This is a genomic window from Shewanella sp. 4_MG-2023 (assembly GCF_030548015.1).
Taxonomy (GTDB): Bacteria; Pseudomonadota; Gammaproteobacteria; order Enterobacterales; family Shewanellaceae; genus Shewanella.
In genome coordinates this window covers 22115-46163 of the sequence record NZ_JAUORL010000002.1, presented here as the reverse complement: position 1 = coordinate 46163, position 24049 = coordinate 22115, and the positions used below count along the sequence as shown (strand labels likewise).

At 41.5% G+C, this 24049-nt stretch carries 20 protein-coding genes; 14 read left to right on the top strand and 6 right to left on the bottom strand.

Annotated elements, in window-relative coordinates:
• Nucleotides 1-43 precede the first annotated feature (43 nt).
• The 3 genes from Q4546_RS01155 to gltB form a co-directional block, all read right to left on the bottom strand.
• Nucleotides 44-736, bottom strand: a complete 693-nt coding sequence (locus Q4546_RS01155) for a 5'-methylthioadenosine/adenosylhomocysteine nucleosidase (RefSeq protein WP_102439253.1) — start codon at nt 734-736, stop codon at nt 44-46.
• Nucleotides 737-941: 205 nt separating this feature from the next.
• Nucleotides 942-2354: an FAD-dependent oxidoreductase gene (locus Q4546_RS01150; RefSeq protein WP_102439252.1), complete on the bottom strand. Its 1413-nt coding sequence runs from the start codon at nt 2352-2354 to the stop codon at nt 942-944.
• Nucleotides 2355-2360: 6 nt separating this feature from the next.
• Nucleotides 2361-6809 (bottom strand): glutamate synthase large subunit, encoded by a 4449-nt coding sequence (gene gltB, locus Q4546_RS01145; RefSeq protein WP_102475605.1) that lies wholly within the window; start codon nt 6807-6809, stop codon nt 2361-2363.
• Between the two features lie 515 nt (nt 6810-7324).
• On the opposite strand from gltB, the gene Q4546_RS01140 reads away from it, so the two are divergent.
• The 3 genes from Q4546_RS01140 to oxyR all read left to right on the top strand — a co-directional run bounded on the left by Q4546_RS01140 (nt 7325) and on the right by oxyR (nt 9872).
• A complete protein-coding gene (locus Q4546_RS01140; RefSeq protein WP_303445538.1) occupies nt 7325-8260 on the top strand; it encodes a TIGR01212 family radical SAM protein in 936 nt (311 codons plus the stop codon).
• A 176-nt stretch (nt 8261-8436) separates the two neighbouring features.
• Nucleotides 8437-8802 carry an Hpt domain-containing protein gene (locus Q4546_RS01135; RefSeq protein ID WP_076542524.1) on the top strand — a complete coding sequence of 122 codons (366 nt, stop codon included), beginning with the start codon at nt 8437-8439 and terminating at the stop codon, nt 8800-8802.
• 164 nt (nt 8803-8966) lie between these two features.
• Nucleotides 8967-9872 carry a hydrogen peroxide-inducible genes transcriptional activator OxyR gene (gene oxyR / locus Q4546_RS01130; protein WP_102439249.1) on the top strand — a complete coding sequence of 302 codons (906 nt, stop codon included), beginning with the start codon at nt 8967-8969 and terminating at the stop codon, nt 9870-9872.
• Between the two features lie 39 nt (nt 9873-9911).
• Here the strand turns inward: oxyR and Q4546_RS01125 are convergent, their stop codons facing one another.
• Together Q4546_RS01125 and mutH are read right to left on the bottom strand one after the other, a co-directional pair.
• Nucleotides 9912-10988 carry an adenylate/guanylate cyclase domain-containing protein gene (locus Q4546_RS01125; protein WP_102439248.1) on the bottom strand — a complete coding sequence of 359 codons (1077 nt, stop codon included), beginning with the start codon at nt 10986-10988 and terminating at the stop codon, nt 9912-9914.
• 121 nt (nt 10989-11109) lie between these two features.
• Complete coding sequence (gene mutH, locus Q4546_RS01120) at nt 11110-11775, bottom strand: DNA mismatch repair endonuclease MutH (protein WP_102439285.1); 666 nt, start codon at nt 11773-11775, stop codon at nt 11110-11112.
• A 733-nt stretch (nt 11776-12508) separates the two neighbouring features.
• On the opposite strand from mutH, the gene rppH reads away from it, so the two are divergent.
• The 9 genes from rppH (at nt 12509) to Q4546_RS01075 (ending at nt 20975) form a co-directional block, all read left to right on the top strand.
• Nucleotides 12509-13027, top strand: coding sequence for an RNA pyrophosphohydrolase (rppH, locus tag Q4546_RS01115; protein ID WP_076542529.1), 519 nt, complete (start codon nt 12509-12511; stop codon nt 13025-13027).
• Between the two features lie 24 nt (nt 13028-13051).
• Nucleotides 13052-15286 (top strand): phosphoenolpyruvate--protein phosphotransferase, encoded by a 2235-nt coding sequence (gene ptsP, locus Q4546_RS01110; RefSeq protein WP_102475607.1) that lies wholly within the window; start codon nt 13052-13054, stop codon nt 15284-15286.
• A 160-nt stretch (nt 15287-15446) separates the two neighbouring features.
• A complete protein-coding gene (locus Q4546_RS01105; RefSeq protein WP_102439246.1) occupies nt 15447-16250 on the top strand; it encodes a sulfite exporter TauE/SafE family protein in 804 nt (267 codons plus the stop codon).
• 75 nt (nt 16251-16325) lie between these two features.
• Nucleotides 16326-17177, top strand: a complete 852-nt coding sequence (locus Q4546_RS01100; RefSeq protein WP_102439245.1) for a thymidylate synthase — start codon at nt 16326-16328, stop codon at nt 17175-17177.
• Nucleotides 17178-17678: 501 nt separating this feature from the next.
• The gene (gene nhaA / locus Q4546_RS01095) at nt 17679-18851 is read left to right on the top strand and encodes a Na+/H+ antiporter NhaA (RefSeq protein WP_102439244.1); all 1173 of its coding nucleotides are present in this window, start codon (nt 17679-17681) and stop codon (nt 18849-18851) included.
• Nucleotides 18852-18865: 14 nt separating this feature from the next.
• Nucleotides 18866-19252, top strand: a complete 387-nt coding sequence (locus Q4546_RS01090) for a hypothetical protein (protein ID WP_102439243.1) — start codon at nt 18866-18868, stop codon at nt 19250-19252.
• Nucleotides 19253-19280: 28 nt separating this feature from the next.
• On the top strand, nt 19281-20213 hold the full coding sequence (nhaR, locus tag Q4546_RS01085) for a transcriptional activator NhaR (RefSeq protein WP_076542538.1): 933 nt from the start codon (nt 19281-19283) through the stop codon (nt 20211-20213).
• A 30-nt stretch (nt 20214-20243) separates the two neighbouring features.
• Entirely contained in the window at nt 20244-20492 is a 249-nt protein-coding gene (locus Q4546_RS01080; RefSeq protein WP_102439242.1) for a succinate dehydrogenase assembly factor 2, read from the top strand.
• Between the two features lie 51 nt (nt 20493-20543).
• Nucleotides 20544-20975: a protein YgfX gene (locus Q4546_RS01075; RefSeq protein WP_102439241.1), complete on the top strand. Its 432-nt coding sequence runs from the start codon at nt 20544-20546 to the stop codon at nt 20973-20975.
• Nucleotides 20976-20986: 11 nt separating this feature from the next.
• Here Q4546_RS01075 and nadB read toward each other — a convergent pair whose 3' ends face one another.
• Nucleotides 20987-22597 carry an L-aspartate oxidase gene (gene nadB / locus Q4546_RS01070; protein WP_076542542.1) on the bottom strand — a complete coding sequence of 537 codons (1611 nt, stop codon included), beginning with the start codon at nt 22595-22597 and terminating at the stop codon, nt 20987-20989.
• A gap of 224 nt (nt 22598-22821) precedes the next feature.
• Between nadB and rpoE the strand changes: the two genes are divergently transcribed.
• The gene (gene rpoE / locus Q4546_RS01065; protein ID WP_102439239.1) at nt 22822-23400 is read left to right on the top strand and encodes an RNA polymerase sigma factor RpoE; all 579 of its coding nucleotides are present in this window, start codon (nt 22822-22824) and stop codon (nt 23398-23400) included.
• 24 nt (nt 23401-23424) lie between these two features.
• Complete coding sequence (locus Q4546_RS01060; protein ID WP_102439238.1) at nt 23425-24039, top strand: sigma-E factor negative regulatory protein; 615 nt, start codon at nt 23425-23427, stop codon at nt 24037-24039.
• Nucleotides 24040-24049: the final 10 nt, after the last annotated feature.

The following is a 24049-nucleotide window of genomic DNA, read 5'->3' as shown; positions in this document are numbered from 1 at the left end:
TTTTGCTGCCAATAACGGCTAAATTAAATTACCTTGGGCTTCTTTATAGGTTTTTTAGTAATGCAATGACCATTAATGCTGAGTAATGACCTGCTTTTACAATGTAGGAATCAAAATCAACAGGCGAGTCGTTGTTAGCATTATCTGATAATGAGCGGATGACAACAAACGGCACCTTAAATTGATGACAAACTTGCGCAATCGCAGCGGCTTCCATTTCACATGCCGCCATAGTTGGGAAGTTAGCCAGCATCACTTTTGTGCGTTCAGGATCGCAAATAAAGCTATCACCTGTGGCGATTAAACCTTCAATCACCTTAGCTTCACCTAATGATGAAATAGCCGCTTTTGCGGCAGTGACTAACTTTTCATCAGGGATGAAAGCAGCAGGCTGCGATGCCATTTGACCAATTTCATAACCAAAGGCGGTTACATCAACATCGTGATGACGTACTTCAGATGAAATAACAATATCGCCAATATTTAAACTGTCAACAAATCCACCTGCAGAGCCAGTGTTAATCACAGCGTCAACCTTAAAGTTGTTGATAACTAATGTGGTTGCAACGCTGGCAGCGACTTTACCAATGCCTGAACGGGTGACGACAACATCTTTACCTGAAAGTTGTCCTTCAACGAATTCGATTCCCGCTACAGTTGAGTGTACTGGATTGGTCATTGATTCAATTAGGTGAGCAACTTCAGGTTCCATTGCACCGATAATAGCGATTTTCATAATTAGCGTCTCAAACAGTTCATTTAAATAATGGCGGCTAATATAGCACAAAAGCAAACAGGGAATGAGCACTGTAGTAGCAATTTCAGCAAATAAAAAAGCGCATCAAAAGATGCGCTTTAAGAGCTTTGCTATCACAAGTTTTGCTATTAATCAGCCCAAGCTGTGTTATTGACCGCGGCTTGTCAGTGGCTGCAAAAGTGAGTTATGCGTCTTCAAAAGCGTTTAAAATCCCTTGAGCTGCATCGCGGCCTTCAGCAATAGCGGTAACGACTAAGTCTGAACCACGTACCATATCACCACCGGCAAACACTTTCGGGTTGGTTGTTTGGAAAGGGTTATCGTCAAACTTACTGGCTTTTACTAAACCCCATTCATTGGTTTCAATGCCAAAGTCGCTAAACCAAGCTGCAGGGCTGGCTTGGAAACCAAAGGCAATGATAATGGCATCAGCTTCAAGGGTTTGCTCACTACCGGCAATGACTTCAGCTTTTTGACGACCAGATTCATCGGCTTCGCCCATTTGAGTTTCTACACACTCAATGCCTGTGACTATGCCATCTTGCTCTTTGATTGCCACCGGTTGACGGTTAAATAAGAAGTTGACGCCTTCTTCGCGGGCATTTTGCACTTCACGGCGAGAGCCTGGCATGTTTGCTTCATCACGACGATAAGCACAAGTGACGCTTTTAGCCCCTTGGCGCACAGCAGTGCGGACACAATCCATAGCTGTATCACCACCGCCTAATACCACCACGTTTTTACCTTCAAGGCTTAAATATGGGTTTTCAGAGCATTCAGTGCCCATTAAATGATGAGTATTACCAATCAAGTAAGGCAGTGCTTGAATGACACCTTGACTGTCTTCACCGGGTAGGCGAGCTTTCATTGCTGTGTAGGTACCCATGCCGAGGAACACAGCATCATAACCATCTAGCAGGCTTTGAAAGGGAATGTCTTTACCAACGGTAACGCCCATTTTAAATTCAATGCCCATACCTTCAAGTACACTACGTCGGGTGGCCATAACCTCTTTATCAAGCTTGAAAGATGGAATGCCATAAGTTAGCAAACCACCAATCTGTGGGTATTTATCATATACCACAGCTTTAACACCGTTACGACTTAAGATATCAGCACAACCAAGGCCCGCTGGCCCTGCACCAATAATTGCCACGCGCTCTTTGCGTGGCTTCACTTTTGTCATATCGGGTCGCCATCCCTGGCTGATTGCAGTATCGGTAATGTATTTTTCAACATTACCAATGGTGACTGCGCCGAAATCATCATTGAGGGTGCAAGCCCCTTCACATAGACGATCTTGAGGGCACACTCTGCCACATATTTCTGGCAAGGTATTGGTTTCATGAACCAAATCTGCCGCTTCTAGAATACGACCTTGTTCGGCCAGTTTTAGCCAATTAGGAATGTAGTTATGCAGTGGACACTTCCACTCGCAATAAGGATTACCACAATCTAAACAACGGTCTGCCTGCTCAGCCACTTGAGGCTGAGAAAACGGCTGATAAATCTCAATAAATTGAGTTGAACGTTTCGAAGCGGCGTGTTTAGTTGGATCTTTACGATCGACTTCTATAAATTGAAAATCATTACTCATCTTAATTTACCCCGCCTTTACTGCAAGTTCCGGGCTTTTTTGCTCAATTTTGAGCAAGTCAGCAACGGCAATGTTCTTCGGCTTCACTAATACAAAACAATCTAACCAGTTCTCAAAATCACTTAAGATCATTTTGGCATGCTCACTGCCAGTGGCGCTTGCATGCTCTTCAATCAAGCCTTTAAGGTGTTGCTGCTGTATTGTTGATTCTAGTTTTTGGGTATCAACAAGCTCAGTATTAACTCGGCGACTAAAGTGATTAAAGCGATCAAAGATATAAGCAAAACCACCCGTCATACCTGCGCCGAAGTTAACCCCTGTTTTACCAAGAACAACTACGATGCCGCCAGTCATGTACTCACAACCGTTGTCACCCACACCTTCAACCACAGCTACGGCGCCAGAGTTACGCACCCCAAAACGCTCGCCAGCTTGACCTGCAGCATAAACTCGGCCGCCAGTTGCACCATATAGACAGGTATTACCCATAATGGCACTGCGCTCACTTTGGAATGGGCTGCCAACAGGAGGATGGATAATAATCTTACCGCCAGACATGCCTTTACCGACATAGTCATTAGCATCACCAATTAGCTCTAAATCTAACCCCGGGCTATTCCATACCCCAAAGCTTTGACCTGCACTGCCGTTAAATTGCAGTGTGATAGGTGATTTAGTGCCTTCTTTACCAATGTTGGTGGCAATAAAACCTGATAATGTCGCGCCGATTGAGCGGTCGGTATTGTTAATGGCATATTGCTTGGTTAACGCCTCACCGGCTAATACCGCTTGGGCTGTGTCTGAAACAATTTGTAGATTTAACTCACCTTTATCAGAAGGCGGGTTTAACTCTTTCCAAGTTATAGCACTTCCGTCAGCGACTTTTGGCTGATATAAAATTGGCGCTAAATCGAGTCCTAACTGCTTGGCTGTTTGGCCTTCAAGGGCATATAACCAATCAGTACGGCCGACTAAATCTTCAAATTTAGCAACGCCTAATTTTGCCATCCATTCACGGACTTCTTGAGCGACAAACTCAAAGTAAGTAATTACTCGCTCTGGCAAGCCATGATAATGCTTGTCACGTAAGTTTTTATCTTGGGTTGCTACACCGGTTGCGCAGTTGTTTAAATGACAAATACGCAGGTATTTACAACCTAAAGCAATCATAGGTACGGTACCAAAGCCAAAGCTTTCTGCACCTAACAACGCGGCTTTAATGATGTCTTGACCGGTTTTTAAGCCGCCATCGACCTGTAAGCGAATTTTATGACGCAAACCATTCTCAACCAGTGATTGATGCACTTCCGCAAGGCCAAGCTCCCATGGTGAGCCAGCATATTTAACTGACGTAATTGGACTGGCACCAGTACCGCCATCGTAACCTGATATGGTGATCATATCGGCGTAAGCTTTCGCAACACCCGTTGCGATGGTGCCAACGCCCGGCTCAGATACCAGTTTCACTGACACTAAAGCTTTAGGGTTGATTTGCTTTAAATCGAAAATCAGCTGGGCTAAATCTTCGATAGAATAAATGTCATGATGCGGCGGTGGCGAAATTAAGGTAACCCCAGGGCGCGCATGACGAAGACCAGCGATTTCAACACTCACTTTATGGCCAGGTAACTGACCACCTTCACCGGGTTTTGCCCCTTGAGCGACTTTAATTTGCAATACATCAGCATTAACAAGGTAGTGGGCTGTAACGCCAAAACGGCCAGAGGCAATTTGCTTAATCGCTGAGTTACGTTCGCTATTGAAACGACTTGGGTCTTCACCACCTTCACCAGAATTTGAACGGCCACCAATGCGGTTCATAGCAACGGCTAAGGCTTCATGGGCTTCCGGACTTAATGCGCCGATACTCATTGCAGCGCTATCAAAGCGTGGGAATAAGTTTCCGGCAGCTTCAACATTTGACTCGTCAATGGCCGCATTTGTGCCTTTAATGCCAATTAAGTCACGTAAGGTCGCAATAGGGCGGTCATCGACTAACGCTGCAAATTTCTTATATTTAGGGTAATCCTGATCTTTAAGACTTTGCTGTAACGTATTGACGACATCGGGGTTGAAACTATGATACTCGCCGCCTTCAACATACTTTAATAAACCGCCTTGTGGCAGTGGTATGTGAGCGCGAAACGCTGCGGTATGAAGCACTTTTTGATCGGTAGCTAAATGTTCAAAGCTTGCACCTTCAATACGGCTAATCACGCCTTTAAAGCACAATTCAATTACATCTGAAGATAAACCAATGGCTTCAAATTGCTGGCTACAACGGTAAGAGCCTACAGTACTGATCCCCATTTTCGACATGATTTTACGCAGGCCTTTTTCAATACCTTGGCGGAAGTTCAACATCAAGATACTGTCATCTTCTACTTGATGTTTCTTTGCCATGGCTGAAATAGACTCATAAGCCAGATAAGGGTAAATCGCTGTCGCGCCAAAACCTAATAGCACGGCAAAGTGATGTGGGTCGCGCGCTGATGCAGTTTCAACAATAATGTTGGTGTCACAACGTAAGCTTTGATCAACAAGGCGTTGCTGCACCGCGCCCACAGCCATAGCGGCAGGGATCACTTGAACATTTTTAGCGGCGGCTCTGTCTGACAGGATTAGTAAGGTTGTGCCACTTCTTGCTAAACGCTCAGCTTCATCGGTAATGCGCTCGATAGCTTGCTTTAAGTTTTCGTGGGCGTCGTAGTTTAAATCAATAGTATTCGCACGGTAGTAACTGCTATCAAGACCAAGTAACTGATTAAAATCACTAAAAAGTAAAACGGGTGATTCAAACATCACTCGATAAGCCACGCCGGTTGTTTCGCAAAATAAGTTTTGCTCGCGCCCAATACAGGTGGTTAACGACATCACATGTTTTTCACGTAATGGATCAATAGGCGGGTTGGTGACTTGTGCAAACTTTTGACGGAAATAGTCATACAGTGAGCGAGATTTTTTCGACAATACCGCCATTGGAGTATCATCACCCATTGAGCCAGTAGCTTCTTCACCTTTACTTGCTAGCACCCAAATAACTTGCTCTAACTCTTCACGGCTGTAACCAAATTGCTTTTGATACTGAAGTAACACATCAGCACTAAAATTACTGGCGCCTTGTTGAGCGGCATCAATTTTGGTCGCAGGTTTTAAGGTGCGGCTATTTTTAGCCATCCATTCTTTGTATGGGTGGCGACGTTTTAAGTCATTATCGATTTCAAATGACGAATACAAACGGCCATTCATGGTATCGAGTACTAATAATTCGCCAGGGCCAACACGGCCTTTTTCTACCACTTCATCGGCAGAATAATCCCAAATACCCACTTCTGATGCCAGTGTTAGGATGCGATCCTTGGTTATAACGTAGCGAGAAGGGCGTAGGCCGTTACGGTCTACGGCGCAGGCAGCATGGCGGCCATTGCTCATTACGATGCCAGCAGGGCCGTCCCACGGCTCCATATGCATCGAGTTGAAATCATAAAATGCTTTCAACTCATCATCCATTTCAGGATTACTTTGCCAGGCTGGTGGTATAAGTAAGCGCATAGCACGGTATAAATCCATGCCACCGGCTAATAGCATTTCCAGCATATTATCCAATGATGATGAATCAGAGCCAGTTTCATTAACAAAAGGCGCGGCTTGTTGTAAATCAGGCAATAGCGGTGAATTAAATTTATAAGCACGGGCTCTGGCCCATTGGCGGTTACCGGTAATGGTATTGATTTCACCATTATGTGCTAAAAATCTAAATGGCTGCGCTAATGGCCACTTCGGCGAGGTGTTAGTTGAAAAGCGCTGATGGAATAAGCAAATGGTGCTTTTGAGACGAATATCGGCTAAGTCAGAATAAAATGCTGGCAAGTCTGCAGGCATCATTAAGCCTTTATAGACAATAACCTCACCCGATAAGCTGGCAACATAGAAGTCGCTATCATCGATGATTTGCTGTTCAAGACGGCGTCTGGCCATATAAAGCCGACGTTCTAAATCTTTTTCACGCCAGCCCACAGGGGCATTAATTAACACTTGGTAAATTTGTGGCAGGCTTTTGCGGCCAATCTCACCCAGTACATCAGGGTTTACAGGCACCTTTCTCCAACCGGCAACACTTAAGGTTTCACGCTGGAGTTCTTTTTCTAAAATGGCTTTTGCGGTTTCAGCTTTGACTGGATCTTGGCTGAGAAATAGCATGCCCACTGCAAACTTGCGGCTAAGGTGCCAATCATTTTCAGTTGCAATGGCTGCAAAAAAGTCTTTCGGCATCGACATTAATAGTCCACAGCCATCACCTGTGCGACCGTCTGATGCTATCCCGCCACGGTGTTTCATTCTATCCAAACCGTGAATAGCAGTACGGACAATACGATGGCTAGCATCGCCATCCATTTGGGCTATTAAACCAAATCCACAATTGTCCCGCTCAAAACTGGGATGATATAAGCTCATACAAAAACTCCCTAAACCTAACTTAATACGACTCGGATAATGCGGAGAAGTTCTCATAGATATGCACCCGAACCACCCAAATTAGCTTGATAATGGATAAAGGTCAAACTTAAATTACTCAACAAAATGAATTGTTACTGTTATTACAAATGTTATAAAAAAGCTACCTTACGTTAACGTAAGATGTTTTTTTGTTCGTATAACCTTATGAATAAAAAGAATTTTAAAATTACAAAATTGTCACTTTTACTTTTGGTTAACATTTGGTGTTGATTGATATTGATTTATGGATAGTGAATTTATTTTCAAGTACAGTTTGAACAGGTAAATTGCCTTAAATGATTATTTATTCAATTAATTTGACTAAGAGTTGTAACTGCCAAGTTCAAAAATGTGCCCTTTGTCACTGTGTGAATATAAATTAATCGATTTATTTACTGTTTTTTTGATGTGGCACTAAGTTTTTATCTGTCAGAGCCTGTATTGTCTGCCACTTTTTGCCGTCAGGAGCAATTGTGGGTTTAGATGATTTTGTAAATACCTTCGGTGCAGTATGTAAGCAGCAATATGGCGGCAGAATTAAAAAGCTGACAATTGATGCTAAGTTCACTTGCCCAAATCGAGATGGAACCTTAGGTAAAGGCGGCTGCACTTTCTGTAATGTGTCGTCATTTAGTTATGAGCAAGGCACTGAAGCCAGTATCTCTGAGCAATTAAAGCAAGGTAAGCAGCGCTCGCTAAATGATAGTGCCAAATATATTGCTTATTTTCAGGCTTATACGAGTACCTATGATGAGTATCAGGTGCTAAAGACGAAGTATGATGAGGCCATTAAAGATTCAGATATTGTTGGCTTACATATTGGTACCCGCCCGGATTGTGTACCAGATGATATTTTAGATTTGTTAGTCAGTTATCAAGATAAGGGGACTGAAGTCTGGCTTGAGCTTGGCTTACAAACTTCAAACAATGACACCTTAAAGCGCATTAACCGTGGTCATGACTTTGCTTGTTATCAAGATACAGTGCAGCGCGCTCGAAAACGTGGCATTAAAGTCTGTGCTCATTTGATCCTTGGCTTGCCCGGTGAAGACTATAGTGATTACTTGCGCAGTTTGAACAGTGTCATTGAAACCGGAGTTGATGGCATTAAACTGCATCCATTACATATAGTAGAAGGGAGTGTAATGGCTAAGACATGGCGTCATAAAGGGATGGCATTACTCACAAAAGAAGACTACGCCAACTATGCCAGTGAGCTTATTCGTCATACACCTAAAGATATTATTTTTCACAGAGTCACAGCTTATGCTAAAAAACCGCTATTACTGGCGCCTGATTGGTGCGGTTATCGATGGGAAGGCTTAGTGGCTATCGTGCAAAATTTAGCGGCTAACGGTGGACAAGGGCACTATTTGTCAGCCCAAAAAAAACTAAAACTCAATCTTTAACTGCAATTTATGAAAGTTTATTCACTTACTTTATAAAGTTTTTTTAACAGCTTGTTAAAATACTGTGCTCATTTGCCAGAAATTAGACTTGAAAAGCCTTGTTTAGTTGCATAGGGGATTTTAGCGAGTATTATAAATTCAATTTTAAAGTTATGAATTGATTAAGAGGTGCCGAGATGGCCACAGTTGAGTTAGAGTCTGTATTGGATCTCAATACGTTAGAGCAATATTGTAGTGCTATTGGTGCTGGAACTTTATTAAAAAGTGTCGTGTTATTTGAGCAGCTAATGCCTGAATATTTAGGAAGCCTCATTAAAGCGAATGAAGCGAATGACAAAGATACCCTTTGTGCTGAAGCGCATAAATTTAAAGGTGCTGCAGGTTCTGTTGGATTAAAGCGTATTCAGCAATTTGCACAGCTTGTTCAACATGGCGAAGAGCCAGCTTGGGATACTGAGCATGATAAATGGTTAGGTCAAATCGTTGAGCATGCAGGTTCAGATCTACAGCAATTAAAAGAATTTTTAGAAGCAAAAGCTTAATTGCTTTTGACTTTTAAAAGCCCCGCAAGGGGCTTTTTTTTGCCTTTAAAAAAGTAACAGCATTAAATTTGCTGATTATGAGGACTAGATCCAGCTTAATTTATTGTTATTTATGTTTAGTTAATTCATTATTTGAATGACATCATCTTATGGTAATCGATTAAATGAAAAACCTGCCAAGCCTTAAAAATCTATTTTATTTAGTGAATTTGCATCAAGAGCAAAACTTTAACCGAGCGGCAAAGTCTTGCTTTGTTAGTCAGTCGACTCTTTCAAGTGGGATTCAAAACCTTGAAGAGCAATTGGGATATCAGCTTATCGAGCGTGATCATAAATCATTTATGTTCACAGCCATTGGTGAAGAGGTGGTTGATAGAGCGAGAAAATTATTGACGGATGTTGATGATCTTGTCGAATTAGTCAAAAACCAAGGTGAACCAATGACAGGTGAAATCCGCTTAGGTTGTATTCCGACCATAGCGCCTTTTTTATTGAGTCGAGTGGTAAAACAGTGCCAAGCTGATTATCCCCAATTGAGTTTATTGCTAAGGGAAGACACCACAGAAAGTTTGTTAGCATCACTGGGAAAAGGTGAGCTGGATTTACTTATTTTAGCTTTGCCTGTGGATACTACAGGTTTTCATAGTATGAAAGTGGGCATTGACCCGTTCAAAATGGTGGTTCATCAGGAACTATCTAATGGGATCCATGTGCCTATTGATTATCAACAAATGCCCGATGAAAGTATTTTCTTACTGCAAAGTGAGCATTGTATTACTGGCCATGCGATTACGGCTTGCCAATTAGGCAATAGTGCTAAGATTAACCCCTTTGCCGCCACGAGTTTACATACTCTGGTGCAAATGGTGGATAGTAAGTTAGGAACGACCTTTTTACCGCAAATGGCCATTGATGCTGGTATTTTGAATGACACTGAACTTCAGATTATGACACCGCCTGGTGAAGCGCCATATCGTGATATTGGATTGGTTTGGCGACAAACCACTAGTCGTATTTCAACCTTTAGAACCTTAGGCTTGATGCTAGAAGGCTTATTGCAAAAGCAGTAATCAAGCTGGCAACGGTTTATCTTGTTTGGTGTTGTTTCATTAAGGGGTTATTTTCGGAGCTACACCAAATACTTCAATTTCGTGTTTTTTACCTTTTAGCATCATTGCACCTAAATCAGTTAAATCGTATTGGCTGGTTTGACGTTCTAAACGGTGGGCGACTTCACCGGAGATCAACATTCTCTGACCTAAAGGGTTACACTGATCTTGAAGCCTTGCGAGGGTATTGAGTACATCGCTAAAGTAGCTAATTTCTTGCTTATGAACGCCAACTACGGCAGCGACAACCTGACCACAATGGGCAGCAGCTTTAAATTTGGGTACAAAACCATAATGTTCTTCAAAGTAAGCGCGATGCCAGTTTAACTGTTGGCTGAATTCATAATAGATATTCATACAGCGATCTTCTTTAACACCTTCATCTAACGGCCAATGAATTAATACGGCATCACCCATATAACGGTAAATTTCAGCTTCATTATTGGTTACTGTATCTGCCAGCATGCTAAAACTATCTTGGATTAGACGACTGAAACGGTAATCACCTAATGTTTCTGCATGAGCGGTAGATGACACCATATCCACAAATAAAAATAGTCGGTGTTCATAACGTGGCTGGTGGTATTTACCTAAACCTATGTTAAGTAACACTCTTGGGCCTACAAGTAGCGCCATTTGTTCAATAAAGGCTAAGCCGACGCGTACCACGGCGAGATAAATCACTAAGGCCTGAAATGCTGGGCTGTATAAAATATGCGCAGTAAGCATTTGCCTTAGTGATACTAAATGGTTTTCTATGGCCCACATGTTTAAAAATTGGGTGACATAAGCCAGCGTCATGGCACCGAGTAGTAAAAATAGGCCTTTAAATATGACTGAAAAAATATAAGGCAGGCGGCTGATGGCGCTAAAATCGGCAATAAGGTTAGACATCCAATGCAGGCAGCCGAATACGAAGCCCATAAAAATAGCTAGCGTTGCTAAGTCTATTTTTCCGATGGCCCATTGAGGTAAATCAGGAGTTTGTGAATATCGGAAAAAGACAAATGCGCTCATGGCAATACACCATGCTAAAATCGCAAATAATAGCTTTCTTGTCTGACGACGTACTTTCACAGGATTATATCGAGTCCGTTGATATTTTAAGACAGGCTAGTTTATAGAAAATTCCCATACTTGTCATAGTGGTATTTACAATAGTTTTAATAAAAAGCCTTTATATTTACAGTTTGTAACGCTAACTAAATGCATTTGTTAGTATTTGGTGGGTAAAGTTGATCTTTAAATAGAAACCTCGGGGATTAGAGAGCTTAATCAGACCGTCTTCGGCAATTGACTCAGTTAATGCTTGGCTATTGGCTGCCTTTGGTCTTAGTTGTAATACTTCACCATGACGAGCGGTGATTTGCTCTACTTTTCCTATGGCGATTAATTCCATTATCTCTTCCCAGTCTTGCTTTAACTGGACATATTGTTGTTGATTGGGTTGCCATAATACTGGTGAGCCTATTTTTCGCTCAGCGACAGGGATACTTCTTTCACCCTGAATGGGGATCCACAGCACGTGTTGTAATTTATGATAAACCACACTGTCTTCCCAAGTGAGCCCTTGAATATTGGTCAGTGGGGCAACGGTGACATAGGTTGTTTCTATTGGTTTACCCTGTTTATCAATTGGAATGGTTTTTAACTCAATCCCCAAATGAAGAAAGTCTTGCTGTGGTTTTGAGCCTGCCGTTGCCCCTAGCTCCATTTCAATCAGTTGTCCTACCCAGCCTTTGTCTCTTCTTAAGTTTTCTGGCACGTTTACGCCATGCTCTTTTGCTATGTCACCTAAACTGACACCAGCCATGTCATAGGCTCTTTGCATCAATTCATCGATTGAGTTTGGTGGGGTATTCATCATGGAGCAATGTCTTACTTTTAAAAGTTCGCGTGTATTAAAGTGTACTGTTTTATCTATTATTTTAAAATGACAACTACTGGTTGTTTTTTGAGCGCCTTGGCAGGTTAAAGTTATCCAAGGTTTTGCAGTAATATATTGCTTTGTTTATTAACGACTTTTATGAATGCTGGTGAGTTTGTTTGACCATTTTATAAAGTTACACTCCTTTTGCTCCACTATTTCACACACACTTATCCACAGAATGAATGAATAACTTTAATTTGTTTATGCTTAGCGGATATTTTTTTGACAGTCAATGGTGAAAAATAGCTTTATTTTGATATTTATAAAATAAATATGTTGTTTTTTGTGTATAACTTATTTCGCCTGTATGGCCACAATTAATAATTACCTTTGCTGTTTAAAAAGTGACCTCTTGTGTAATTTAATTATAAGTTAACAATGCTCTAAAAGGTCAAGTTGTTGTATTGATTCGTTTTTTTGCTGTTGATTTGGTTTTGTTAAGGACAGTGGCTGTCACTGTAATTTAGCCTGTTTAGAGTTATTTTAGAGTTTCAAACAGAGATATCCACAGATTTTGTGGATAATAATGATAACTAAGGTCATCATCTGTTGATAAAAGTTGCTAAGGGCTTATTTTATCCAAGTGTTCTATTGAAATAGTCGTTTGCCCGTAGGCGAGCTTTATGAAACAATCTAGTCATTAATTTGTAGTGAAATTGGAGTCCATGTGATTGATAGCGACGGCTTTCGCGCAAATGTGGGCATTATTATCTGTAACAAATATGGTCAAGTAATGTGGGCCAGACGGTTTGGACAACATTCATGGCAATTTCCTCAAGGCGGTGTAGATGATGGTGAAACCCCAGAACAAGCCATGTACCGAGAATTGTATGAAGAAGTCGGTCTTAAACCTGAAAATGTGCAAATTTTAACGTCAACACGTTCATGGCTGAGATATCGTTTGCCTAAGAGGTTAATTAGGCAAGAAAGTAAACCAGTTTGTATTGGTCAAAAACAAAAGTGGTATCTATTACAACTGAAAGGCAGTGACGACACGATTAATTTGAATTCCTGTGGTCATCCAGAGTTTGATGATTGGCGTTGGGTGAATTATTGGTATCCAGTCAGACAAGTCGTTTCTTTTAAGCGTGATGTTTACCGTAAAGTTATGAAGGAGTTTTCCTCTATTACATTGGCATTTCAAGGCCGCGAGCCTAGCCGAAAAAGAGGCCGTTATAGAAATTAGCTGATCAAAAAAGGATGTGAAGCAGTGCTAAATACGCTTAGGGATATTACACAGTCTGTCGCCAGTGCTAATAGCTTAGAGACGGCATTGTCATTATTGGTTTCCCAAACCAAGTTGGCAATGCAAACGCACTGCTGTTCTATTTATATTCTTGAACAGCAACAATTGGTGCTTTCTGCTACAGAGGGCCTTGCACCTAATTCCATCAATCGTGTCAAAATGCCTTTATCTGAAGGCTTAGTGGGCTTAGCGGCAGAAAAAGAAGAAGCTGTTAACCTTGCCGATGCAAAATCACACCCCAGATTTAAACTATTTCCTGAAGTTGAAGAAGAAGAGTACCGCGCATTTCTGGCAGTACCTATAATCTTTCAAAAACAGGTTGTCGGCGTCATTGTGGTGCAGCAACCGCAGCCGAGACAGTTTAGTGAAAATGAAGAAGCCTTTTTGATGACTTTGGCGGCCCAACTAGCGGTTGTGGTACGTAATTTGAAAAACAAAGCTGCGATCAGTAATGTTCAACAACAAGTCGTCTTCAAAGGTACTTCAGCGTCAAAAGGTATCGCCATTGCTGATGGCTTTGTGCTTGGTGGTGCTATCTCTCTCGATCAGCCCGAAGAACAAGCCACAGACTTAGCAACAGAAATTCAGCGTCTAAAAGCTGCTATGCAACGCTGTAGTGATATTATCAGCACTTTATCCCAACGTTTTGATCGTGAAAATGTAGATGATGTGGCCTCTATTTTTTCTGCTTTACAATTACTGTTAGGTGAAGCCAGTCTTGGTGGCGAGTATCTACGGGAAGTGAATTTAGGTTGGCAAGCCGAATCTGCCGTTAGCCGGGTGTCTAAACGCTATATTGAGCAGTTTATCGCGATGGAAGACCCGTATTTAAAAGAGCGGGCCAGTGATATTCGTGAATTAGGCCAAAAAGTTTTACGCCAATTAATCGAACCAGACAAATTAGAACTCGCACCTGATAAACCGGTCATACTGGTGGCGAAAGAGGTTGATGCCACATTATTAGCAGAGTTTCCTCGAGGAAAACTTGCAGGAATAGTCACAGAACTTGGCGGGGTAAATGCCCACGCAGCAATATTGGCAAGAGCCTTGGGTGTGCCAGCAATTGTTGGTGTTGATCAGGTTTTATCTGCAGATGTTGACAACAAAAAGTTAGTGCTAAATGCCAATAGCGGCCAATTATTAATTTCGCCATCTGATGCCATTATTCATGAATATCTTTGCTTAATTTCTGAGAGTAAAGCCCAGCAACGACAATTTTCTGCTGAAATATCCTTACCCGCTGAAACCTTAGACGGTCAAAGAATACAGCTTTATTTGAATGCCGGTTTATTAAGTGGTTTAAGCACCGATATGGCAGAAGGCGCTGATGGTATTGGACTGTACCGCACTGAAATTCCCTTTATGCTGCATCAACGCTTTCCCAGTGAACTTGAGCAAGTTCAAGTTTATAAACAAGTACTATCGGCAGCGCGAGACAGACCTGTGGTGATGCGCACCCTTGATGTGGGCGGTGATAAACCATTGCCTTATTTTCCTATCACAGAAGATAATCCTTTTTTAGGCTGGCGTGGCATCCGCTTATCTTTAGATCATCCAGAACTGTTTTTAATGCAATTACGCGCGATGTTGACAGCCAATGCTGACTCTTCACAATTGCAGATATTGTTGCCTATGGTCAGTAATTTAGACGAAATCGATCGAACATTACTTTACCTAGAACAGGCATATTCAGAGCTGACTGAAGAGCTCGCAAGAGAAATACCCAAACCTAAAATAGGGGTAATGCTTGAAGTCCCATCTTTGCTTTTCCAATTAGAAGATGTGGCTAAAAGAGTTGATTTTGTTTCTGTAGGTAGTAATGACTTAACCCAGTATTTGCTTGCGGTGGATAGAAATAACCCCAGTGTCAGTCCATTATTTGATAGTTTTCACCCTGGCGTATTAAGGGCGCTAAAATGGACTATTACTGACTGTAACCGTTTTCAGCTTGATGCCAGTATTTGCGGTGAACTTGCTGGCGAGCCCATGGGCGCGTTATTGTTAGTGGCTATGGGCTACGAAAAACTCAGTATGAACCAAGGCAGTATTGCGCGGATAAACTATCTACTTAGACGGATTAACAAAGCTGAACTTGAGCGATTACTAGATCAGGTATTAAGCTTGTCTAATGGTGAGCAAGTCAGGCAATTATTGAATCAATATTTGCAACAGCGTAATTTGCTGTCGATTTTAGACTAATGACAGGCCAACGTGACGCTTATTGCAGTAATTTCAAATCAGCAATTTAAAATCAGCAAGTTGAAATAAAAATACTGAAGCAAAGTTAGTTAATTAAACAAGTTGATAAAAGCAACTTGGCTAAGTCAATTTACACATTTTTCATTGTTAGGGCTGTACGTTGGACAATATATTGTTAGTTTTTTCACTTTGCTTGTTATTAGGCGCAGTGGTTGGATTTTTTGCTGGTTTGTTAGGCATAGGTGGCGGGCTTATTATTGTACCGGCACTGATTTATTTACTGCCCTGGATAGGCATAGAGTCCAGCCAACTCACCCATGTAGCCATTGCCACCTCGTTAGCCTCAATTATTATGACCTCGTTTAGCTCTGCTATTGCCCATCATAGACACGGTAATATCCCTTGGGAGCTTTTTAAGCCCATGTTGCCGGGTATTGTGGTTGGTGCGTTAGCATCGGCTTTTATCTCAGAACAAATAGCAGCCAATGTATTACAGCAGGCTTTCTCGATATTTGTCACAGTGATGGCAATACAAATGGCATTTCCATTAAAACCCAAAGCCGTAGCGAAAGTGCCAAGTTTTAAGCTGATGTTTATCGTTTCAATGCTAATCGCTGTTGTTGCCGGCTTAATGGGCATTGGCGGCGGGGTACTGCTGGTGCCTTTCTTGTGCTATTGCGGTTTACAAATGCGTCAAGCGGTTGGCTTTGCGTCGGTAACAGGTTTTTTAATCGCGATAGCGGGTACTGCGGGCTATGTTATTGCCGGATTAAATGCCACTGACTTACCCACTTGGACAGTCGGTTATATTTATATTCCCGCATTAGTGGGGATCATCATTACCTCTATGCTTATTGCACCTTTAGGGGTAAAGGCCGCCAGTATTTGGCCAACGCCGATACTGAAAAAGATATTCGCAGTTTTGCTGATGGTAATAGGTTTAAAGCTCGCGCTTTCTGCTTAAAAAAATTACACTAGCCACGAGTTTTGATAATTAATATTCTGCAAATAATAAACGTTTTAATAATAGGACAATAAAATGCGTCAGTATTTAGATCTCTGCAACCACATCGTTGAAAACGGCCACTGGATTGAAAATAAACGTACAGGTAAGCGCTGTTTAACGGTGATCAATGCAGATTTACAATACGATGTTGCCAATAATCAATTTCCCATTATTACGACTCGTAAAAGCTTCTGGAAGGCTGCAATTGCTGAGCTTATTGGCTACATTCGTGGTTACGATAATGCCGCAGATTTTCGCGCCATCGGCACTAAAACCTGGGATATGAACGCCAATGACAACCAAAGTTGGTTAAACAATCCACACCGCAAAGGTGAGGATGATATGGGCCGAGTATACGGAGTGCAAGGAAGACGCTGGCAAAAACCTTGTGGTGGAAGCGTTGATCAGCTTGCTAAAATTGTCGATAACTTATCTAAAGGTGTTGACGATCGTGGTGAGATTATCACTTTCTATAATCCTGGTGAGTTTGACATGGGCTGCTTAAGACCTTGTATGCATACTCATACTTTTTCGCTTCTCGGTGATACCCTTTACCTAACAAGCTATCAGCGTTCATGTGATGTGCCTTTGGGGCTTAACTTTAATCAAATTCAGGTGTACACCTTTTTAGCACTAATGGCGCAGATCACTGGAAATAAGCCAGGTCTGGCTTATCACAAGATCATTAATGCGCACATTTATGAAGATCAACTTGAATTGATGAAAACTGAGCAACTTGTCCGTGATCCATTCCCATCGCCACAGTTGAATATTAATCCTGATATAAAAAGTTTACGTGACTTGGAAACTTGGGTCACCATGGATGACTTTGAAGTGATTGGTTACCAACATCACGAAGCAATTAAGTATCCCTTCTCCGTATAAATCACATTTCAGCCATCATTTCACCCAATGGCTTTGGTTTACATCTAAACCAAAGCCATTGTCTTCTACTGCGTAAAGTATCGACGATTTTTAAACCCGATAATGAAAATAACAGCTAACCTTTAATGATCTTATGGGGACAGTGTATGCAAAACAGCCTCATTGCTAAGTTGCTTTTTAAGACTAAAAAGACAATGTTAGTTAATAATGCTTGTGATAATAATTTTGCAGAGTATTGTAAATAAAAGATTAATTAATTTAGCTGATTGTATTTTTATTCAGCAGTTGATATTTTTTTCAAGAAGCTTGTTGGTAATTGATTAGCTTAAAAAAGCGATATGTTGGCAATTTGGGCTCACGTTAATACACTTAAATGTGATCTTGTTCGTGTTATTTTGTTTAATACCTCGGAAATCCCGACATATAAGACCCAAACTAACGATTATGATTGTTTGAATAATTCCGCTAGACTCGAATTAATTGTTTTTTGTGGAGAAAATTATGGAACGTGCAATTAAGAATTTCTTAAGTCAAGAATCTGCAGGGGGTATCATTTTGATGATCTCTGTAGTGCTGGCGATGTTAATGGCAAATTCGCCATTAGCGGGTTTATACAGTGGTTTTCTTGATACAGAAGTCCAAGTACGTATCGGTTCACTGGATATAGATAAGCCATTACTGTTGTGGATTAATGATGGTCTTATGGCGTTATTCTTCCTACTAATTGGTTTAGAAGTTAAACGTGAACTGCTAGAAGGTGCGCTTTCAAGCGTTTCAAAAGCATCATTACCTACCTTTGCTGCTATTGGTGGTATGTTGTTCCCAGCGTTATTTTATTTAGCGTTCAACTACTCAGATCCTGTGACTCAAGTGGGCTGGGCAATTCCAGCTGCGACTGATATTGCCTTTGCACTCGGTATCATGGCGCTACTTGGTAGCCGTGTTCCGGTGGCATTGAAAGTCTTTTTACTTGCATTAGCCATTATCGATGACTTGGGCGTAATCGTCATTATCGCACTATTTTACAGTGCTGATTTATCGATGGTAAGCTTGATTGTTGCAGCTATTTCAATTGTATTAATGGTTGCTCTGAACCGCAAAGGTGTCAGCTCACTGATCCCTTACGGTTTACTTGGTCTGATCTTATGGGTTGCAGTGCTTAAATCTGGCGTACATGCCACATTAGCAGGTGTGATTATTGCGTTCTGTATTCCATTGCGGGCTAAAGACGGCTCATCACCATCTGAGCATTTAGAGCATAGCCTACACCCTTGGAGCACCTTCTTCATTCTACCCGTATTCGCCTTTGCCAATGCAGGCTTATCACTTGCAGGTATGAGCGTAACCTCGTTAGTTGAGCCAGTAACTATCGGTATTATCTTAGGCCTACTATTAGGTAAGCCTGTAGGTGTATTACTGTTTAGTTATGTTGCGGTAAAACTAAAATTAGCTGAATTACCACCAGGAATTGGCTGGAGTCAAATTATCCCTGTGGCAGTGATGACTGGTATTGGTTTCACTATGTCAGTATTTATTTCGTCGCTTGCCTTTGATGGTGCACCTGATCAATATGGTGATTTTGCAAGATTAGGTATTTTAACCGGTTCAATGCTAGCTGCATTAGTGGGTTATTTCTGGTTAAACAAGGTGCTTCCTAAAACTGAAGCAAAATAAGCTGGAGTGATTAAATGAAACTTAAACTGCTAATGTTAGCCTTTGCTATTGGGGCCGTTGTTCCTGCCCAAGCAACGTCATTCAATGTTTGTCAAAAGGATGTTGAATCAAGCGAGTGTAAAAGTTACTTAGATGGTGTGGTTGATGGTGCATTGATGTACCACGACGACGCTTCTGCTAGCCGATTAGACGCTGATAGTGGCTATGAGTCTCGAGCGCTTAAATACCGCGCAGGTAAACGCTATCAAGAGGCTAACCGCAGTTTTTGTGCAGAAAGAGTCCCTGACAAGGCAGATATTGTTTTGGCCATTCAAGAACAAACGGCCAATAAAAACATCAATGACCTAAATGAGTTGTCGATATTAATTGATAGCTTGTTGAACTGTCAGAGACTAAAATAAGTCATCTTTCATTAGCTGGCTTATATGAATGCAACATTTAAATTATAACCATCTATATTATTTTTGGATGGTTAGAAAGAAAGGGACGGTAGCCAAGGCTGCCGTCGCTTTATGTTTAGCCCCGCAAACTATCACAGGTCAAATTCGCGCTTTAGAAGAACGCCTCAATGGCAGTCTATTTAAACGTGTCGGCCGCAACCTTGAATCCACCGAACTTGGTGAAATCGTATTTCGTTATGCTGATAAGATGTTTAGTCTAAGCTACGAAATGATCGATTTACTCTCTTATCAAAAAGATGACTCAGTGTTATTTGAAGTGGGTATTGCTGATGCCCTGTCTAAAGCCTTAGCCAGTCGCGTTTTACTGACAGTGATCCCAAGTGACGGTTCAATGCATTTGAGCTGTTATGAATCAACCCATGAAAGCCTGATAGCAAGGTTACGTGAACATAAATTAGATATGATTTTATCTGATTGTGCTGGCGTATCACTTAAATACCCTGAAATCTTATCCAAAAAGTTAGGCGAGTGCGGTATTAGCTTTTTCTCTTCATCAAAGCCCTCTGCTGACTTTCCAGCATGTCTTGAGCAAGAGAAATTACTGATCCCAGGCAAGCGTACTTCCCTTGGGCAACAGTTACATCGCTGGTTTGCTGAAAAAAATCTTAATGTGAGTATTTTAGGTGAGTTTGATGATGCAGCTATGATGAAAGCATTTGGTTTGTTTAAGCGCGGTATATTTGTTGCTCCCTCTATTTATCGTCATGATATACTCTCCCAAGGCATGGTATTACTGGGTGAAACCACTGATATTAAAGAAGAGTATCATGTCATGTTTGCTGAGAGGATGATTCAACACCCTGCGGTTCAACGCTTGTTAGAAACAGACTTTAATGATTTGTTTGCTGGTGTTGATCCACAAGTTCAAGATGTTGAGCATCGAAGTTTGCAACATCTATAAAGTATCCGAAGAGATGTTAGGAGAAGTACATTGGAATTAATGAATATAGCAAGAGTGCGCTGGGCTTGTCGAAGAGGGATGCTTGAGTTAGATGTTCTTTTTCAACCTTTTGTAGAGCAACATTACCAAGCTTTAGCTGATAAAGATAAGCAAACCTTCATTGATTTATTAGCCTGTGAAGACCCTGAGTTATTTGCTTGGTTTATGGGGCATGAAGTTTGCCCTGATGCTGCTATGGCTGACATGATAGTTACGGTTCGTGGTCGCCCTCAACCATAAGCTAGTTTATAGCGATATGAGCTTACTGCAAAAGATGAAGGTGCTTAACTGATGCATTTCAGCTTAAGCGCTTCATTTAATCAATTTTTATCACATATTGTATTGCTCTGTGTGTGTTTAAGCAGCTTTATTCTTTGGCCAGATTATCGCCACTGGGCTTATCAACTGGCATTCTATTTTATTCTTATCTCGTATCTGGCTTTTTTTGTCGCTCATCTGTTGGCGTTAAGGCATTGGCGTTGCCAATTTTCTTTACTTGATGCAAGTAAAGGTAAGTTATCCCAAGGGCAAGAATTTCAATTATGGCGCAGTTCAATAGTCACTGTATTTGCTACAGTGATGTTTATTGAACTTGACGTTTTAGATGAGCGGGGAGTTGCAACTCGGGGAAAAAGGCAGTTATTAATTGTCTGGAGCGACATGCTTGACGACAGCAGTTACCGAAACCTGTGTCGTCAATTAATCGCATATCAAAAGCGTTAATAATCTTAACGCTATCGTTCAGGTTGTAAAATAGTTGGCTTTGGATTATCGACTTGCTCTGGGTAATCGGCATTATAGTGTAGGCCACGACTTTCTTTTCTTTCCATGGCGCAGCGAATGATTAACTCAGCTACTTGAACCAAGTTTCTCAATTCCAGTAAATTGTTACTGACTCTGAAGTTACTATAATATTCTTGAATTTCTTGTTGTAACAATGCGCAGCGGCGTAGCGCGCGCTCCAAGCGTTTATCGGTTCTAACAATTCCTACATAATCCCACATGAATAAACGCAGTTCATGCCAGTTATGGGCAATGACCACTTCTTCATCTGAGTTACTAACCTGACTTTCATCCCAGAGTGGCACAGGCCCGGGTGTCGGCACTTTTTCAAGCAAGCTTTCAATATCTTGAGCAGCAGCTCTAGCAAAAACCAAGCACTCTAATAAGGAGTTACTGGCCAGTCGGTTGGCACCATGTAAGCCGGTGTAGGCTACTTCACCAATGGCATATAGGCCATTGATATCAGTTTGACCATGCAAATCTGTCATGACGCCGCCGCAGGTGTAATGGGCTGCAGGCACCACAGGGATGGGATCGGTGGTGATATCAATACCAAATTCTAAACAGCGACTGTAAATCGTGGGAAAATGTTTGATGACAAATTCAGCGGGTTTATGGCTGATATCTAAATACAGACAATCAGCACCCAAGCGCTTCATTTCATAATCGATTGCCCTTGCCACAATATCACGGGGAGCAAGTTCCGCGCGTTCATCAAATTCAGGCATAAAACGGCTACCATCAGGCCGTTTTAAATATGCGCCCTCACCACGTAATGCTTCAGTGAGCAGATAATTTCTAGCATCAGCATGATACAAGCAAGTTGGATGAAATTGATTAAACTCCATGTTGGCAATACGGCAACCCGCTCGCCAAGCCATGGCGATTCCGTCACCACTAGCAATATCCGGATTAGAAGTATATTGATATACCTTTGAACAGCCACCTGTCGCGATAGCAACAAATTTGGCTGTTACCGTTTCAACGTGCTCAGCATCGCGGTTCCAAATATAAGCACCCACTACACGATTACCGGGGCGGTTTAATTTGCGAGTGGTGATTAGGTCAATGGCGTTATATCGCTCAAGTACTTTAATATTCGGGTGCGCGATTGCGCGTTCTTGCAAGGTTGATTGTACTGCTTTACCGGTTGCATCGGCAGAGTGCAAAATACGTCGATGGCTGTGACCACCTTCACGGGTCAAATGATAAGGTGCTGCGCTTTGATCGCCGTCAGTTTCTTCTTTATCAAATGCCACACCGCATTGAATTAACCATTGCATCGACTTTTTGGCATTTTCAGCCGTGTAAGTCACCACTTCTTTGTCACAAAGTCCTGCGCCAGCAATGAGCGTGTCGTTAACATGTGATTCAATAGTGTCCGATTCATCGAATACAGATGCGATTCCACCTTGGGCATAATAAGTCGAACCTTCCGCCAAAGGGCCTTTAGAAAGTAAAATAACTTTAGACTTTTCAGCTAGATGCAGGGCAAGTGTTAATCCTGCTGCACCGCTACCTATAACCAAAATATCAGACTGGTGTTCAACTGCTTGTTTCATAAGGTATCATGGAGTACTTAATATGTTCCTCAATGGTAAATCAATTACGCTTTTTTGGGTACTTAGACATTACTATTAGATGGGGTAATCGCTAATTTTTTAATTAAATTAATTTTTTTTCATTCAATATCGAACTTTTTCAAAGCATGCGAGTCTACTTTAATGTGAATATGATTCGAGCGACTGAGAAATCAGTATTATAGATTTAGGAGTAGTCGGCTCGGATGAGTGGACAAATAAGTGATCAACAGTTAGTTGAACGTGTTCAGCGTGGTGATAAAAACGCCTTCAATTTGCTAGTCCAAAAATACCAAAATAAGGTAATGAGCTTAATTTCGAGATACATACGAAACCAAGCGGACATAGCAGATGTTGCACAAGAAGCCTTTATTAAAGCTTACCGTGCATTACCCAACTTTCGGGGTGAAAGTGCTTTTTATACTTGGCTTTACCGCATTGCAGTAAACACTGCAAAAAATCATTTGGTTTCTCAGAGCAGAAAAACACCGGCTAACAGTGTTGACGCCGAAGAAGCTGAATACTACGAAGGCAGCGATGCATTAAAGGAATTTGCTTCACCAGAACGCTTGGTGTTATCAGATGAAATTAATCGGGTGATTTTTGAAACGTTAGAAACGTTGCCAGAAGAATTGAAAATTGCAATATCATTACGAGAACTCGATGGTATGAGTTACGAGGATATTGCCAATATCATGGATTGTCCTGTTGGGACGGTGAGATCAAGGATCTTCCGCGCACGGGAATCAATCGATAAAAAACTCCAGCCTTTGCTGGAACAGTAACAGTCTTTATGACATGGGTGAAAAATGCTTAAATCAGGTCAAGAATGGGTTTCATCAGCAGTTGACGGCGAAGTTGATGCAAAAACATTAGCGGAATTGTCAGCAGACGAAGGCTCACATAGCAAATGGCAAAACTATCACATGATAGGCGATGCAATGCGCGGCGAGTTACCACAGACAATTGATTTGGATCTTTCTGCTAATATTGCAGCGGCAATAGAATTAGAGCCAGCCATTATTGCACCTCAGACTCAAACAACTTCAGTACATGATACTGAAACCGTGAACGAGACTAAGAAAGATAATGTGGTACCGTTTTTCAAACAGTTTGGTCAATATGCAATTGCTGCAACTGTGGCTATGGTAGCAATTGTTGGTGTGCAAAATTATGAGCAAGACCCAAGTGTCGACTCACCATTACCTGTGTTAAATACTCGTCCTTTAATTGGGACTGCGTCACCTGTTAGTCTCCAAACTGGGGCTGTACAAAATCAATCTAATATCAGTAACGATAATATGGTTGAGCAACGTCGCCGTATAAATTCTTATATCCAAGACCATATGCTACAACAAAGGTTGAATTCAGGTGCGGTTGTGGACAACAATAGCGAAATTGAACTAAACGATTTTAATCATTAATTCGGAGTTA

What these genes read in the sequence shown, in the direction of transcription:
- Q4546_RS01155 (WP_102439253.1), bottom strand. Translation starts at nt 736, where the DNA reads ATGAAAATCGCTATTATCGGTGCAATGGAACCTGAAGTTGCTCACCTA.
- Q4546_RS01150 (WP_102439252.1), bottom strand. Translation starts at nt 2,354, where the DNA reads ATGAGTAATGATTTTCAATTTATAGAAGTCGATCGTAAAGATCCAACT.
- gltB (WP_102475605.1), bottom strand. Translation starts at nt 6,809, where the DNA reads ATGAGCTTATATCATCCCAGTTTTGAGCGGGACAATTGTGGATTTGGT.
- Q4546_RS01135 (WP_076542524.1), top strand. Translation starts at nt 8,437, where the DNA reads ATGGCCACAGTTGAGTTAGAGTCTGTATTGGATCTCAATACGTTAGAG.
- oxyR (WP_102439249.1), top strand. Translation starts at nt 8,967, where the DNA reads ATGAAAAACCTGCCAAGCCTTAAAAATCTATTTTATTTAGTGAATTTG.
- mutH (WP_102439285.1), bottom strand. Translation starts at nt 11,775, where the DNA reads ATGAATACCCCACCAAACTCAATCGATGAATTGATGCAAAGAGCCTAT.
- Q4546_RS01100 (WP_102439245.1), top strand. Translation starts at nt 16,326, where the DNA reads ATGCGTCAGTATTTAGATCTCTGCAACCACATCGTTGAAAACGGCCAC.
- nhaA (WP_102439244.1), top strand. Translation starts at nt 17,679, where the DNA reads ATGGAACGTGCAATTAAGAATTTCTTAAGTCAAGAATCTGCAGGGGGT.
- Q4546_RS01090 (WP_102439243.1), top strand. Translation starts at nt 18,866, where the DNA reads ATGAAACTTAAACTGCTAATGTTAGCCTTTGCTATTGGGGCCGTTGTT.
- nhaR (WP_076542538.1), top strand. Translation starts at nt 19,281, where the DNA reads ATGCAACATTTAAATTATAACCATCTATATTATTTTTGGATGGTTAGA.
- Q4546_RS01075 (WP_102439241.1), top strand. Translation starts at nt 20,544, where the DNA reads ATGCATTTCAGCTTAAGCGCTTCATTTAATCAATTTTTATCACATATT.
- nadB (WP_076542542.1), bottom strand. Translation starts at nt 22,597, where the DNA reads ATGAAACAAGCAGTTGAACACCAGTCTGATATTTTGGTTATAGGTAGC.
- rpoE (WP_102439239.1), top strand. Translation starts at nt 22,822, where the DNA reads ATGAGTGGACAAATAAGTGATCAACAGTTAGTTGAACGTGTTCAGCGT.
- Q4546_RS01060 (WP_102439238.1), top strand. Translation starts at nt 23,425, where the DNA reads ATGCTTAAATCAGGTCAAGAATGGGTTTCATCAGCAGTTGACGGCGAA.